17 protein-coding genes and 1 pseudogene are annotated in these 14,273 nt (G+C 58.1%); 3 read left to right on the top strand and 15 right to left on the bottom strand.

The window, feature by feature from the left end; genetic code table 11:
• Nucleotides 1-202 precede the first annotated feature (202 nt).
• Nucleotides 203-490, top strand: a complete 288-nt coding sequence (locus ACOYJQ_RS16190) for a DNA -binding domain-containing protein (RefSeq protein WP_433460036.1) — start codon at nt 203-205, stop codon at nt 488-490.
• 13 nt (nt 491-503) lie between these two features.
• Here the strand turns inward: ACOYJQ_RS16190 and ACOYJQ_RS16185 are convergent, their stop codons facing one another.
• The 10 genes and pseudogenes from ACOYJQ_RS16185 to ACOYJQ_RS16140 all read right to left on the bottom strand — a co-directional run bounded on the left by ACOYJQ_RS16185 (nt 504) and on the right by ACOYJQ_RS16140 (nt 8,618).
• Nucleotides 504-1,181, bottom strand: coding sequence for a DUF2285 domain-containing protein (locus tag ACOYJQ_RS16185; protein WP_433459886.1), 678 nt, complete (start codon nt 1,179-1,181; stop codon nt 504-506).
• Nucleotides 1,156-1,287, bottom strand: a pseudogene (locus tag ACOYJQ_RS16180) (transcriptional regulator domain-containing protein); the annotation flags it as partial. The pseudogene ACOYJQ_RS16180 and the gene ACOYJQ_RS16185, both read right to left, overlap by 26 nt.
• Nucleotides 1,288-1,556: 269 nt before the next feature.
• The gene (locus ACOYJQ_RS16175) at nt 1,557-1,847 is read right to left on the bottom strand and encodes a hypothetical protein (RefSeq protein ID WP_433459885.1); all 291 of its coding nucleotides are present in this window, start codon (nt 1,845-1,847) and stop codon (nt 1,557-1,559) included.
• Nucleotides 1,848-1,919: 72 nt separating this feature from the next.
• Entirely contained in the window at nt 1,920-2,591 is a 672-nt protein-coding gene (locus ACOYJQ_RS16170) for a DNA methyltransferase (RefSeq protein WP_433459883.1), read from the bottom strand.
• Between the two features lie 239 nt (nt 2,592-2,830).
• Nucleotides 2,831-4,690 carry an ATP-binding protein gene (locus ACOYJQ_RS16165; RefSeq protein ID WP_433459881.1) on the bottom strand — a complete coding sequence of 620 codons (1,860 nt, stop codon included), beginning with the start codon at nt 4,688-4,690 and terminating at the stop codon, nt 2,831-2,833.
• The gene (locus tag ACOYJQ_RS16160; protein ID WP_433459879.1) at nt 4,687-5,859 is read right to left on the bottom strand and encodes an SIR2 family protein; all 1,173 of its coding nucleotides are present in this window, start codon (nt 5,857-5,859) and stop codon (nt 4,687-4,689) included. The genes ACOYJQ_RS16165 and ACOYJQ_RS16160 overlap by 4 nt, the downstream gene beginning before the upstream one ends.
• A gap of 57 nt (nt 5,860-5,916) precedes the next feature.
• Nucleotides 5,917-6,675, bottom strand: coding sequence for a GIY-YIG nuclease family protein (locus ACOYJQ_RS16155; RefSeq protein ID WP_433459878.1), 759 nt, complete (start codon nt 6,673-6,675; stop codon nt 5,917-5,919).
• A 25-nt stretch (nt 6,676-6,700) separates the two neighbouring features.
• Complete coding sequence (locus ACOYJQ_RS16150) at nt 6,701-7,858, bottom strand: DNA cytosine methyltransferase (protein ID WP_433459876.1); 1,158 nt, start codon at nt 7,856-7,858, stop codon at nt 6,701-6,703.
• Entirely contained in the window at nt 7,855-8,292 is a 438-nt protein-coding gene (locus ACOYJQ_RS16145; RefSeq protein WP_433459874.1) for a very short patch repair endonuclease, read from the bottom strand. The genes ACOYJQ_RS16150 and ACOYJQ_RS16145 overlap by 4 nt, the downstream gene beginning before the upstream one ends.
• Entirely contained in the window at nt 8,289-8,618 is a 330-nt protein-coding gene (locus ACOYJQ_RS16140; RefSeq protein ID WP_433459872.1) for a HigA family addiction module antitoxin, read from the bottom strand. Before ACOYJQ_RS16140 ends, ACOYJQ_RS16145 begins: the two co-directional genes overlap by 4 nt.
• 582 nt (nt 8,619-9,200) lie before the next feature.
• Here ACOYJQ_RS16140 and ACOYJQ_RS16135 point away from each other — a divergent pair.
• Nucleotides 9,201-10,175: a hypothetical protein gene (locus ACOYJQ_RS16135; RefSeq protein WP_433459871.1), complete on the top strand. Its 975-nt coding sequence runs from the start codon at nt 9,201-9,203 to the stop codon at nt 10,173-10,175.
• Nucleotides 10,168-10,359, top strand: a complete 192-nt coding sequence (locus tag ACOYJQ_RS16130; protein WP_164129574.1) for a hypothetical protein — start codon at nt 10,168-10,170, stop codon at nt 10,357-10,359. Before ACOYJQ_RS16135 ends, ACOYJQ_RS16130 begins: the two co-directional genes overlap by 8 nt.
• On the opposite strand, the gene ACOYJQ_RS16125 is transcribed toward ACOYJQ_RS16130, so the two are convergent.
• The 5 genes from ACOYJQ_RS16125 to ACOYJQ_RS16105 form a co-directional block, all read right to left on the bottom strand.
• The gene (locus ACOYJQ_RS16125) at nt 10,360-10,743 is read right to left on the bottom strand and encodes a hypothetical protein (RefSeq protein WP_433459869.1); all 384 of its coding nucleotides are present in this window, start codon (nt 10,741-10,743) and stop codon (nt 10,360-10,362) included.
• Nucleotides 10,740-12,071 (bottom strand): recombinase family protein, encoded by a 1,332-nt coding sequence (locus ACOYJQ_RS16120; protein ID WP_433459868.1) that lies wholly within the window; start codon nt 12,069-12,071, stop codon nt 10,740-10,742. Before ACOYJQ_RS16120 ends, ACOYJQ_RS16125 begins: the two co-directional genes overlap by 4 nt.
• Before the next feature lie 2 nt (nt 12,072-12,073).
• Nucleotides 12,074-12,610 (bottom strand): DUF2924 domain-containing protein, encoded by a 537-nt coding sequence (locus ACOYJQ_RS16115; RefSeq protein WP_433459866.1) that lies wholly within the window; start codon nt 12,608-12,610, stop codon nt 12,074-12,076.
• Nucleotides 12,611-12,969: 359 nt separating this feature from the next.
• A complete protein-coding gene (locus ACOYJQ_RS16110) occupies nt 12,970-13,902 on the bottom strand; it encodes an ImmA/IrrE family metallo-endopeptidase (protein ID WP_433459863.1) in 933 nt (310 codons plus the stop codon).
• Nucleotides 13,902-14,222 (bottom strand): helix-turn-helix domain-containing protein, encoded by a 321-nt coding sequence (locus ACOYJQ_RS16105; protein ID WP_074743390.1) that lies wholly within the window; start codon nt 14,220-14,222, stop codon nt 13,902-13,904. The genes ACOYJQ_RS16110 and ACOYJQ_RS16105 overlap by 1 nt, the downstream gene beginning before the upstream one ends.
• Nucleotides 14,223-14,273: the final 51 nt, after the last annotated feature.

Genomic DNA, 14,273 nt, shown 5'->3' with positions numbered 1-14,273 from the left:
GGTTGGTGCCGGCCGTGACGGCACCATACTCCTTGACCCTATGGTCGGGGAGCCTGTGGCGTATACAACAGGCTTTCCGAGCTAAAGGCCATGGGGCCGTCTAGTCACGGTTACTAACTCCCCGATCACCAGGAGTCAGAGAGTTTTTGTTTGCGGGGGCGAACCGCAAGCCATCGCTCTCCCAGGATGAAGGGGAATGACGATGCGGGTTCCGGTCGAACTTGACCCCGATGTGGACGATCTAGCGCCAACGGGAAACGACATCACACCCTATGACGAACAGCACCATGTGACCTATCTGCGCCTTCTGGACGCTAAGGCGGACGGTGCCGACTGGAAAGAAGTGGCGCAAATCGTCCTGCACCGCGATCCGGTTGACGATGAAGCACAGACGCGACGTTGCTGGGAAAGTCACCTCGCGCGCGCCGAATGGTTCTCTCGCGAAGGCTATAGGCGGCTTCTGGAGCAGGACGCCGCAGACGAGGGGTGACGGCGAAGCCGGATCAGCGCTTGCCGCGCTTGATCGGATAATGCAGCAGCAGACGATAGCCGCCGTGCATCATCATGAGGCCGTGGGCGACGAGGCGGCGGGCTTTGTTCTTGCGTGGATCGCTCTCGAAATCTTCCTTGTTGCCATGAAAGCCGAGCAGAACTTCGGCGATGGTGCGGTAGCTCTCGCCGCGCAACCTCGCGTCGAGCGCGCGCAGGGACAGGATATGCCATTGCCGGAGCTGGTCGGGTAGTTCGCCGAAAGACGGCCCAGGCGACCGTCTCGCTACCGACCGCCAGAGGCGGCGCGCGGCGTGCGAGCGAAGCTCCATGAAAGCGTCCATGGGCAGACGCGCGACGTAAAGGGTCGCAGCGTCCGGCACGGCGTCGAGCAACCAGATTTGATGCGCGACACCATCGACCTGCCAGATGCCATGCCAGCCATCAGAGGCGCGGCGAAGGTCGAGACCGTCGAGATGAGCGAGCGTGACGACGGGCTCGGTCTCGGCCGTTTCGTTCTCGACAGGCGACAGCATGACTGCGTGCGGCTGGAGCCGGGGCGACCAGAACAGGGGCTGACCGTCAGGCGGCGTATCGGGATCGCACGGGAAATCGCAAACCCCAGCGTTGGGCGAATGATTCCAGTTGTTCCGCTTCCGGTCGCTCGATGCGGGTGATCGACAGGAAGTCATGACGGTATCCGTCATGACGACGGAGATATTCCCAGGCGAGTCCGGCAGTCACAATCTTCTTCGCATGTCTGTATGCCGCCGGCGAGCGCCACTCGATGCTTAGCATGGCGTCACCTCTCTATTTGGGGTTGTGCAAGACAAACCTCGAACAGAGAGCTTGTGAGAAGTCGAAAAGTAAGGGTAGCCGCGCCAAGGAGATAACTGATGCTCGTAACCCGATAAATTCCTTGGTTATTTCCTTCTTAACAATGCTTGCATTGTCTGGCGAGCCGGGCGCCGCCCGGCGAGCGAGTTTTCCACCGCGCAGTCTAGGGGACGCGCGAAGGCCGCCGGCCCGTTAGGGTCGGCGGCGGCGATTTCAGCCCTGCGGTTGCTTCATGGGCGAAGCCAGCGCCAAGGTTCATCCGCCCCAGCGCGGCGGTATGACAGGCGGCGGCACCGGAACGGTTGCCATAGGTAATTCAACGGCTCGAAACCGTGCCACCAATCGGCGTCAATGTCACTGCAACGGCCCTCGAACAGCACTTCACCGCTGGCGAGGTGAAGCCGGAAATCCATCGGCAGGGCTTCGGCTTGCTCCGGGTTTCCGCGTGCCGGAACGCCGTCCACGTCCTCGCCCAAACCCATGCAACCGCCATGGTGGTCAATCGTAACAATCCAGCGCATTGTGAAATCCTCTCATATGAAGTTGGGAAATGGCGGCGCCCGCCCCGTTGACGGGCGCCAGTGCAAAGGGGGTTATGCTGCCGTCCGGTGACGTTGCAGGGCTGCAAGGCGCTTGCTGGCCGTGTGGTAGTGGCCGTTGTCCAGCTCGATGCCGGTCCAGTCGCGCCCGGTCTGCTGCGCGGCTGCCAGGGTCGAACCGCTGCCGCTGAACGGGTCCAGCACAAGGTCGCCCGGCTTCGTGAACGCCTCGATAAGCGGCGTCAGGGCTTCGATGGGCTTCTGCGTCGGATGCAGCTTGTTCCCGGTATAAGGAAAGTCCAGCACATCGGGGATGGGCTGTGCGGGCAAGGTCGGATTACCCTTTGCCAGCAAATAAGCCTGCTCATGCTCATAGCGAAGGAAGCGGGCCGATGACGCATAACGCTTGCGGAAAACTAGATGCCCGACAACGCGGAAGCCTGCCGCCTTCCATGCGTCCATGAACAAATCGACCTTGTTCCATCCGTAGAAGCTGACGCAAAAGCCGCCATCCTTCAAAACGCGGTGCATCTGGTTGAACGCGGGGCGAAGCCAGCGACCGTTATCGTCATTGGCAACGGTGCGGCCCTGCCGGTCGCGGAAGTTGGTCACATAGGGCGGGTCGGTCAGGATGAAATCTATCGATGCCCGGTCAAAGGACCGCATCACGTCAATGCAATCGTCATTGAAAATCACATTGCGGGGGGCCTGGGTGCTGTTGGTCATCTCTCTAATCCTTCGGGTTTGGGGTTCAGAGCAGCGAAGCGCGCGCTCCTGAACCCTTGCCCGTCGGCGAGACCAGGGTAGCAAGGTGCCAGAGAAGTCTTCGGCACCGTGGAATATATGGAGGGGACCCGCTTGCGGGGAGCGGGCCGTTTATGCCGCGAAAGGCCGAAGAGTTTTCTTGCGCCGCGCGAGGGCAGCGCCCTTAGAAATCCCTTCTAAACTTTCAAAACTAGTGCGCTTCAGGCAGTTCCATCCATTCGCGCTGCGACCACGCCAATCTCAGCCGCATTGAGCCGATCTGCCGCCCAGCCTTCTGCAAACCGAACGCTCGCAGAGCGCGGAAGTTTAGTGTCGGGTAGATCACGGATTTTTATTTTCGCTGGTAGTGAAGCTCCCTCACCAACGAACAGGGCTTCCTGCTGAGCGAGGGTCGGTAAAGCTCTGGTCATTCCTGACAAACCATCCGGCAGAAACCGCGCAACATGTGACTGGTCTGCAGCATTGGTCAATCGAAGAACGAGCCAAGTGCCGCATTGAGAAATGACCGTGCTTTCCACGTCGGCCGGGCGCTGGCTTACAAGCATGAGACCAATACCGTATTTTCGTCCCTCACGCGCGATGCGCCGGACTGCCGATTGGGCTGCAGCATATTCCGCCTCGCCTTTGTCGGGCACGTATCTATGTGCTTCCTCGCATACGAGAAGGATAGGGTCGCGCTTCCGCTCGTCCTGAGTTTGATAGAGCTTGTACTGAAAAAGCAGCCGGGCAATTACAGCCGCTAAAGGTCCAGCAACTTCGTTGGGCAGGCCGGAAATGTCGATAATCCGTAGGTCGCGATTATCTCCGGGCGCGGTGGATGCATCACCGATGAACTGAGCGATCAGACCGCCGAGTTGCGTATCAGTTGGAGTCCAATCATTCATAAGAAAACGGATGCGGGGATCGCGGCGAAGCACAGCGACTTTGTCCAAGATTGACTTGAAGCCCTTGGCGAATTCAGATTCTGTCACCCGCTCCATCTTGCCGTCTTTCTTTGGACGGGCCGCTTGGACAAATGCGATATGGTTGGTGAACTCCGTCAGGGAGAACGGACGGGGCTTATCGCGATCGAACTCCGCGAGCTTGGAAGCTTCTACACCTGCCTTGGGCTTCGGCTCGTCATGAGCCGAACCGTCCGTGGGAGCATTCCAGTCATAAGATGTAGGCGCGGGATCGACCATGCCTGCCGTCACCATTCTGGCGTGAGTGAGGGCTTTATATACGATGTTGTGTTGCGAAGTGGCCTCGAATTCCGTTTTGCCGCTGACAAGCAGACGGAATTCTTCGGCGGACATGAGCCAATAGGGAAGCTGGATTGGCGTGCCCGCTGTTTCTTCCGTCCCGATCGGGTCATATGCCCGGTAGACTACGGCTCGCGCGCCAAATGCACGTCCATATTCTCCATGTGGATCGATTATAACGATCCGGGGTCGGCATACGGTGCCCTCGACAGGATGATGGTCGAGCACGCTATGCAGTATTGCGGCAACGGCACCGGATTTTCCGGAACCGGTTGATCCAAGAACCGCGCAATGAAGGCTGAACATCTTGTCGATATTAGCCCGACATTGCGCAGCATCCGCACCTACATAGGTTGCGAAAGGAACCAGGGGGTCGGCCCCGTCCGGCCTCTGACCTTCGGCGGATTTGTACAAAAGTCCCGCTTCATCCCGGGTCAGCAGATAGACGTTCTGGCGAGGCAGCGGATAGGTGGAGACACCCCGGGTGAATGTAAGACGGCTTTCACTCGAATTCCAAACGCCTTCGGCGAACAATTCGATCTCCATGACCCGCTGATCTGCATCCGCAGGGATCGGCGTAGCGATTTCGACGAGCTCTTCTGAACGCATCCGCAAAAGCGTGACAAAGCCAAATACGAGGCGGCGACCAAAATGAACCTTCACCACGCTCCCTATCTGTCCAATCGGGTAAACTCGCCCGCCGTAACTACGGGTGAGTTCTGATACGTCGCCGGACAACTCAACCTTGACGGTTGAGCCAGAAACTTCAACGATGGTGCCGACTTTGAGGTCTGCGACGGATTCAAAGGGCGAGGTCACAGGCTTCCCTCCGAGCCATCGCGAAGAATTTTTGTTACACCCGCGAAGGTCCACCAGTTGCGTGTTTTGCCACCCTCAGGCGCGTGAAATGGCCCCTGCTTTCCGATGTAGAGGCCCTTCTCGGTCACCACATAAACCCTTGCACCCCAGATGGAGTTTTTCCAACGAACCAAACATTCGGCCATTTCCTCACCTTCCTGCACAAAGGCGAGCAAGGTTGTCCGGCTATCTACTCTCTCCATGCAGAGTTCGATTTCCTGATTTATGTGATCATCGCCGAAACTGTAGCCGCACACCGCAAGTACATTGTCTTCGCCGCCGGAAAGCGCACGACGGAACAGATCGAACTGCGCGGCAAACGGATCTCTTTGAGTCGCGGCATACTTGGTCGCCTGCGGATGAATAAGGATCAACCCCTTACGGGTGGGGTAAGAGTCGAGATCGCGGACGCGCCAGACCTTTCCGTCTTCACCAAGGTGCCAGTCGATCGAACCATGGAGTTTCACGACACATGCGCGAATTCCGGTTTTCGGCTCGTCCTGGCCGAAACGGTGTGAACGAAAAGCAACGGCACCGCCGGAGAAGCCGTCCCAATAAGGGATGTGCGCCAAGGCAACGGCATCCTCTATGAGCGTGTCATAGTTAGTCGTAAAAATGCGTACTGGACGTCGCCTGTCCTGAAGGCCCGCCTGGGCGGTGTGGAACAGTGCTCCGATGAAAGCGCTATGCTCATCAATTCGAGTAAGGGCGTTTTCTGGCGAGCCAATGCTTTCGACCTGCCCTTCGAACGCGGGGATGTAGCCCCAACGGATAGTGGTCGCAATCCAACCTAATATCGCTTCATGCGCTTCAGTAAGTTGTTCATGGGAATATGTCGTGGCACCCACTTGAACGCTGTGCGTCCGGGATCTTTCCGCCAAGGCCGTATAATCACCCAAATGGCTTAACAGGTGCTCGACGTGCGAGTCTTCCGGCAACTCAGCCAAAATAGCTTTGATCAGCGGTTCATGGGGAGAATCGATCGCCATCGCGTTTACGCGCGCAGTGAGCGGATACATAAGAGGAATTCGCGCGCCGTAGCTGACGCCCGCACCCAGCAGCCAAGATAGGCACGGTGATGCTAAGTGCCGGTCGAGTTGTTCAAGCCAGTCGCTCTCTTGATCGCTCATAGTCCCCCCAAATGACACTTATTTTGTTGTGCAGGCGCATATTCCGAAACTAAATCACTATGACCGCACCAAGATCGTTGCCTGTGGATAGGTGTCCACTTGCTCACGATAAAGAATAAGTACCGCCGAAAGGGCGGTTGCCTGCCAACCTGGCGGAAGTTGACGTACCAGTTCTTCGATGACGCGCCGTGCGGTCATCTGACCATGGGGCATCGTAACTTCTGTGTTGGCGAGATCGGGATGCGGTGTCCGAGAGCGTGGAGGATGAGTTTGAAAGCGAAACGTATAAGGCAGGAGTGCCTTAAGTTGATTTGCTACCGCCGCAGCCGACTTCGTGCCGGAAAAATCTGCATCCAATAGATAGTCAATATCAATCGGGAACTCCCGATCAAACGTGCCTGGCGTTGAGTTATCGCGGTTGCGGCCGGGATCATTTGATCCAAATCCACTGCCATTCCAGCGGGTCCCATCACCTGCCGTATAATGCTTAATAAGCTGAGTCTCGAGGTCCATTGCCGTAAAGACAAAAATACGAATGGCCTTAAAACTCACACGCGCCGGATCAAGCCCAGATCGATGATTTACCTTTGTGGAGTGCCGCGTTAGCCGTCTAAATAGGCCCGATTCGGCATCGGTCTTGCCAATGTAGACAAGTTGGCCGTCCAAGAATAGTTGGTAAACTCCTTGCGCCTCAGGAACGCCAGAAAGATTGATTGCATCGAGCGGTGCCTGTTCCAATTCATCCAGAGCGCGCACGAGATGATCGAGCAGCGCTCCAGGGAGATCGAATTCGAATTCACGATAGCCACGAGTCATTGGCCAACACTCCGTTGAGGCCAATTCATGCCGCGACCATCAAATGTTTTGCGACGTCCTCACCAATTCTCCGTGCAAGCTGCACTGGAACAGCGTTGCCAAGTTGACGCATGCTTTCCGTCCACGATCCATGAAACAGGTAGTCGTCGGGAAAAGTCTGCAAACGCGCACTTTCTCGGATAGTGAAATAGCGCACTGAGCCATCGGCTCGGGCCAACATGTTTTCTCCACCCGGCACGCCATGTACTCCAGCCTTGAGTGTCTTGGCGGGCTCGTCAAATGGACTGCCCGTATGCCCGGTGTATGATCGGGCACCTGCCTGAAATCGATGGTTTGGGATGGTTGACGCTTTGCGAGTTTCCGGGTCCGGCAAATCGCGGATAGCGTCGCGAACGGTTCGCCAAGGCAGACTACTTGGCTTCTCACGGAGGGCCTTACCGCGTGCAATGGCCCGGTCAGACAGCTTCCGGTCTTTACGGGCGACTTCGTGGCGCTCCCAATAATCGTTAGCCCTTACTTGCTCCCAGAGCAGGGCATCGAGGGAATGTGTTCCCTCTGGGAAGCTCCACGAAACGTGTAGATCATCGCGGAACCCGACGAAGACGACACGCTCGCGCCTCTGGGGAACGCCATAGTTGGCCGCATTAAGTACGCGAGTTACCACTTGATAGTTCAGGCCGCTCCTGCGACCCCGTGTATGGTGGCGCTCCAGACGCACAAGATGGTCGGTCCATGTCTCGTCACTCTTTAACATCACTTCAGGATGCTCGAGCTGCAATCGAATGTACTCAAAATAGTTGCGGAATGCTTCGCGTGTCAGACCTTTCACATTCTCAAACAGGAATGCACGAGGGCGAGCCTCACGCACTGCCCTGATAGCCTGTGGAAACATGTCACGAGCATCGCTATACGCCCCATGCTTTCCGCCGAGCGAAAATGGTTGACAGGGAGGGCCACCCGAGACGAGATCGAGATTGCCCTCGAAGGCTTTAAACCCTACATCGCGAACATCTCCTTCAGTCAGCGGCCAATCTCTCACGAGCTTCTGCCCACGTGTTTTATTATCGCGAAGCGTATCACAGGAATCACGATCCCATTCCACAACCTGTAAAGGATGAAATCCAGCCTCATGGAGCCCCATGCCAAGTCCGCCAGCACCTGCGAACAATTCTATTGATTTCATCTCTCAAGAAACTCCCTAACAATTGCTTCTAGCGAAGCCGTTGCTTTTAATTGGCATTCCCAGATGGTAATGGCCTTCCAGCCCATGCCATCTAATTCTCTGATAACCCGCTCGTCGCGCGCCTTGTTGCCATCTAATTTAGGCATCCAAAAATCGAGACGGGAACGCGGGAGGCGAGCAAGTTTGCAATTTGGATCGTCATGCCTATGCCAGAAACAGCCATGCACGAATATCACCTTGCGCCGTGCTCGAAAAACGAGATCAGGACGGCCAGGCAGATCCCGCGCATGTAATCGATAACGATAGCCCATTCCATGCACGAGTCGGCGCACTGCAAGTTCAGGTCTAGTGTCCTTACTGCGGATCAGCGCCATGCGGGCACTCCGCTCCGCTGGCTGCAAGGTATCTAAAGATGTCGATTCGACGAATTTCATGGGCGACTCGACTGCCGTGTCAGCGGCATGCGGAATGGGGAGACTTTGATGTCCTTCTCCCGTTTCCGAACTTGGGCAATATCAAAGCTATTCTGCATACGCATGAGGGTGTCCAATGACACGCCAAAGGCCTTCTCAATTCGGAGTGCCATCTCCGGTGATAGATGCGCGCGCTGATTTAGAAGGGCGGACAACGCAGGGCGTGTGACACCCAACGCATGCGCGGCGTCAGTCACCGATAGCCCGTGGGCTTCGATTATTTCACTTCTCACGAACCCACCAGGATGAGCAGGGTCCTTCAATCGAATGCGATTCGTTGCGGCCATGACCGTTTCCTTGCGCCTTTCGGGCTACTGTGCACCGTAAAGCAACACTTTACAAGACCAAGATGTTCTCTTTTTGTGCGCGTTGAGCGCAGTACCCTGACTCGCCAGTGATAGGTATGTTTTAGAGGGCTATGGCGTAGACGTAGTTCTCAGTTTCGTCGTTCTCGGCCCGCCACTTGCACATTGCAAACCCGAAAACAGGTCCCTCGCGGGGCCTTTTTCTTTATGTGCCAAAGGGGTTTGCAGGGACCGTCCGCCCTTCGGAGACTGGCCAACCGCGCGAGATCGGTCTCCAAACGCCCACCGTCTCTTTCCATCCGCCCTTCGCCCTCAGCAAGACGGATTCAAAATCCATATATATTTCAGAGAACTGATGGGATCGCGCTGCGCCCCTGTTTCGCGGGTTCCGGCTTGTTTCAAAGCAGACGGAGAAGCGACACGGGCGGCGTGGTGGTACGTGCTTGCTCGAAGCAACGCGGGCACGCATCTTGAAACCGACAGAAAACCTTCTAACAATCGAGGGCATTACGCCCTGCCTGCCATCTGTCAGCCTCGGCGACTGGAAGCGCGCGCGGGGGCAACTTGGCAAAACTATCGTCAGATTATCTACTGGAGTACATTCGGCCGATCGCTCGGGTTCTGAAAGCCGCGAGGTTGATAACCAGTGCTCTGGGAGTGGTGGCGATAGCCGTCGGTCAAACCTGGATGACTTCGCAAACGGCATGGCAGCTTGAATGGGCGCCGATGATATTCTGGAGCGGGGTCGGCGCGATTGTCGTCACCGGATTAATCCTACTGTTCTTCGAGAAAGATAGCGCGTCACTGTTACTCGACCTTAACGCAAGTGAGGTAATGGTCGGCGAGCAGTCGGACCATATTCGTTACTTGGAAAGGCGAGAAGAAATCCTTCTTTCTTGGCAGTCGGTTACAAAACTTCTCGCTGAGCTGTTGGATCAGGCGCTAACTACCTCTGAACTCGACCCCGAGAAGAAAAAGGCTATTTTTACCGCTGTTGTGGAGATCCTCGCGGACTATAAATTCTCCTTGTTTCGGATCGCAGATGAATACTGCAACATTTCTATTTACGAACATTCCGCCGAACGAGGGATTCTGGAATGCATTGCCTGTTATCGATCGCGTCCATCTGATGCACTTGGTGACCATAGAACATGGAAAGTCGGCGAGGGGCATGTCGGTAAAGCGTTCGAATTGCAGCGGGAATTGATTTGCGGAGACGCATCGGCACCCGATATCAAGCCGTGGATTAGTGCCTCACCAGCGAACTTTGACGATCGTGATGATGAACGATACGTGTCGCTTGCGGCAGTGCCAATTGGAGTAAATGCGGAAGATCCGGTCGGTGTTTTGATCGTGACGAGCAATGTGCCGATGCGCTTTGCCAACTCCGATGAGAACCATGGCGACGAGAACGTGAAGGAAGAGCGCCGACTGGCCGTTGCAGCGCTGCAAGATTTTGCTGCACAAGTGGGACAGTTTGTGGCAGTATTCAGGTTAAGAGAGGCGACGCATGCCGAAGGAACCTCTAGCGATGAGTAAAGCACCGAAATCATTCAGCTCTTTCACGACGACGCGGATCGGTACGATCAATCGCGACATCGAGAAGAACATCAAACTCGTCGTGTCGGGGTCACGCGGCGCTACCGGTGAGGCGATTTCTTCCGTTAAGAAGCGTCAGGCCCTGTTGGCCGCTCGTCCGTTCAAGGCAAAGCAGTCCGCTTAATCACCGAAACGCCCGCTCAGCCTGCTCCTGCCATGTCTCCCCCGCCAGAAAACACAGGTCATAGAGGCTGACCGCCGATGCTTCGCGGCCGCAGGTCAGGCGTTTGAGCACCTCCGGCGCCAGATAGGCGAGGCGCAGCTGGCGGCTGACATGGCGTTCGGCCAGACCGACGGCCTCGGCCAGTTCCTGGATCGTGACGAATTCACCTGCCTCCATACGCCGCCGCCAGCCCCAAGCCCGGCCGATGGCGCGCAGGATGTGGGGGTCCTGCGCCTGATCCTCGCTCGGGCTGTAATCGGCGGGCGGCATGATCTTGGGCCGCCCGTTCTTCTTGCGCAGCTTCAGGGGGATCAGCACGCGGATCGTGCCATTGCCACGGGTCATTCGGCGGCCTCCATGTCGCGCGGCGCGATCATCTCGCGGATCACGCCCGCGACGCCTTCGCGCCGGATGTCGACTTCGAGTCCGGCGGCGGTGACGGTGACACGCCGGACCAGCAGCTGGATGATCCGCGACTGCTCAAGCGGAAACAGCTGGGCCCAGAGCGTGTTGAAATCATGCAGCGCCGCGATGGCCTCGGCCTCGGACACCTGATCGCGCTTCAGCGCCGCCAGCACCTGCGTAACCACCTCGGGGGTCTGCAGAATGCGCCGGACCTCGGTGACGATGGCGTCCTCGACCATGCCCGCAGGCAGGCGGACCGGTGCATGATCGCCACCGCTGTCGTCCTGCGTCGTGCGGTTCTTGATCACGTCCATCGAGACGTAATAGCGGTAGAGCTTACCGCGTTTCTTGGTCGCGGTCGGCGTCATCGCCGCGCCGGTGTCGGTGAAGATCAGGCCCTTCAAAGGCGCGGGCGTCTGCATGCGGCTGTTGCTGGACCGGGCGTGGCGGTTGCCCTGAAGGATGGCGTCGACCTGATCCCAAATCTTGTCGGTGACGATGGCCTCGTGTTCGCCGGGATAGGCCTTGCCCTTGTGGACGGCCTCGCCGCGATAGACGCGGTTCCGAAGCACCCGATAAAGATAGCCCTTGTCGATCAGCGTGCCCTGCTTGCTGCGAAACCCTTCCCGCCGCAGCTCCTTCGCCAGCATCGTGGCCGAGCCGAGTTCGACGAACCGGTCGAAGATCCGGCGCACCGAGGCGGCCTCAGTCTCGTTGATCACCAGCTTGCGGTCCTGCACGTCATAGCCAAGCGGCACATAGCCACCCATCCAGATCCCGCGTTTGCGCGAGGCGGCAACCTTGTCGCGGATGCGTTCGCCGATGACCTCGCGCTCGAACTGGGCGAAGCTGAGCAGGATGTTCAGCGTCAGCCGCCCCATCGAGGTGGTCGTGTTGAAGGACTGCGTGACCGAGACGAAGGTGACGCCGTTGCGGTCGAAGACCTCGACCAGCTTCGAGAAATCCACCAAGGCGCGGCTGAGCCGGTCGATCTTGTAGACCACCACCACGTCAATCAGCCCGTCGTCGATGTCCGCCAGCAGCTGTTTCAGGCCGGGTCGGTCCAGATTGCCGCCCGAGAAGCCACCGTCGTCATAGCGGTCGCGGGTGGCCACCCAGCCCTCGGACTTCTGGCTGGCGATATAGGCCTCGCAGGCCTCCCGCTGGGCGTCGAGGCTGTTGAATTCCATGTCGAGCCCTTCCTCGCTCGACTTGCGGGTGTAGATGGCGCAGCGCAGGCGGCGGCCGGGGCGCATGTTCATGTCCATGGTCAAACCTCCCGCGGTCGGACCTGCAGCCCGAAGAAGCGATAGCCGTTCCAGCGCACGCCGGTGATCTCACGGGCAATCCCCGAGAGCGATTTGTACTTGCGGCCCTGCCATTCGAAGCCGTCCTTCAGCACGGTGATGGTGTGCTCGACCCCGTTCCATTCCCGGATCAGCCGCGTGCCTGCCACCGGATTGCGGGGATCCGCGATCTGGTTCTTGCGGCGAGAGACGCCCTCGACCTCGTCGGCGAGCAGGTCCAGCATGCGGCGGGTCTCGTGATCGGGGCCACCGTAGGTCAGTTCCTGGAGCCGATAGGCGATGCGGGCCTCGAGAAAGGCGCGGCTGTTGTTCGGCGCGGCGCTGCCGAAGAGCCGTTCCCATTCGGTCTTCAGCTCTTTCACCGACATGGTCTTGAGGGCGGCGATGCGCGACAGGATGCTTTGGTCCAGGCGCGCGTCCTGTCCGGGTTTGGGCGGCGTTATCTTACTGTGATGCTTCATCAATTCCTCCGATGCGGATGCGTTTCCTGCGACGACCACCGCTCTTTCGGGGCGGGTAGTCCACGGAACTGTCTCCGTCGGCGGGCGATAAAGAACTGGACTTCCCGGCATTCAGGCGAACGACGCCCGCGGCGAGAATGCGGCCCAACTCGGCAAGCCGGGCATCAGGGGACATGCGTTCAGGGCATAGAGGATTGGGCCCGGAAACCGGGTCTTCGGGAGGAATGGACATGGCGGGTTTTCGCGACTGTTGTGATAGGCGAAATGTGTCGCGAAATCAGAAAAATATCAAGTAAATCAGTTTATTACGGAATTACTCGGTCGCTGCGCACCGTGGCGAAAATCTGCGTAGCTGATATGTTCCCACGCCGACCTTTCTGTCGGGCGGATGCGCCGAATCAACTCGTCCACCCGTCCATGAACTTGTCGTAGCTGTCGAGGATCGGCTCCTCCTCGAAGTCTCGACCATAGACGGCGTCGTCGAACTGCAAGATGGTCAGGGACAAGTCCAGAAACTCGGACACCAATGCCAGTTCCCGCACTGGCTCGGACCCGCGACTGAAGTTCCAGACGCCAGCCGGTCGCTGGACCGGCCGGTCCGAGACAAATCCCCTCTCGTCGGCGCCGAGGGCAGCCAGCGCATCGTCAGGGATCTGCATGCCCGATCGCACGAAGATCCCGCTCTTGAGAGCAGACTTGCTGGCACGCCCCCACCTTGCGAAACCGTCACGCGCGACGATCATGACGGCCCGCCGGTCCGTGAAATCGATCCACTTCCGGCAGGCGGCCAGCAGCGAAACGCCGTAGCGATCAGTGATGTGGTTCAGAAGGTCGACGGTCATTTCTTCGCCGTTCACCTGCTCACGGTAGTCATCGAGCGGCATCAGCAGGTAGGAGGCGAAAGTGTCCGCCTCTTCCTCGCGTTGTCGTTCTGCCTCCTGCCAGGCATTCGGCAGCAGCGGTTTGCATTGAAAATCGCAATCGCGCTGGAGGGTTCCGCTCTTGTAATCCCGATCGGACAGGACGGGGCGATGAAGTTGGTAGTGACCGAACTCATGCGCGATGGTGAAGCGAACGCGGCCGCGATACCGGGGGTCGTCGTTATAGACGATGTGCCATTCCGGGCGCTTTCGGTGCGGCCGGAGCATTCCCTCAAAACCCGGGAGCTCGCCACCCACGATTTTCCCGATCGGGTCCGCGTTGTTGCGGGAGACTTCTCGCGCCAGGGCTTCGACGTCGACCGGAAAGCGGTCTTCGCCCAGAACATGCCGGAGCATGATCGAGAGCCGGTTTGCCTCTTGCTGGGGAGATTTCTGCTTTCCGCTTGTCATCAATCGTCGTCCAAAGCATCCAGGATGCGTCGCAGGCGTTCTTTCTCCGGTGCCGCCATCTTCTTGTATTTCCGGAAGAAAGCTATGTCCTCGGCGTTTTCCTCTTCTTTCTCGCCGTCACCGGCCAATAAGTACTCGACTGTGGTGTCGAGCGCGGTGGCGATCATCGCCAGCTTCTCGGCCGAGGGGCGAACGACTTCCTTGTTCTCTATTTCCCACATGTAGCTCTTGCTGGAGCCGACCCGCTCGGCGAGTCCCTCCAGGGTCAATCCGCGCTTTCGCCGCTGTTCGCGAACGCGCTCCCCTAGTGGTGTTGGCACGGCAATACCCTTTTCGTTGGTGGTTCGTTTTTACGAACTTCTAGTCCTTGA

This window comes from Pseudochelatococcus sp. (assembly GCF_050946405.1).
Lineage (GTDB): Bacteria > Pseudomonadota > Alphaproteobacteria > Rhizobiales > Beijerinckiaceae > Pseudochelatococcus.
This window is presented reverse-complemented; position numbering and strand designations above follow the sequence as displayed.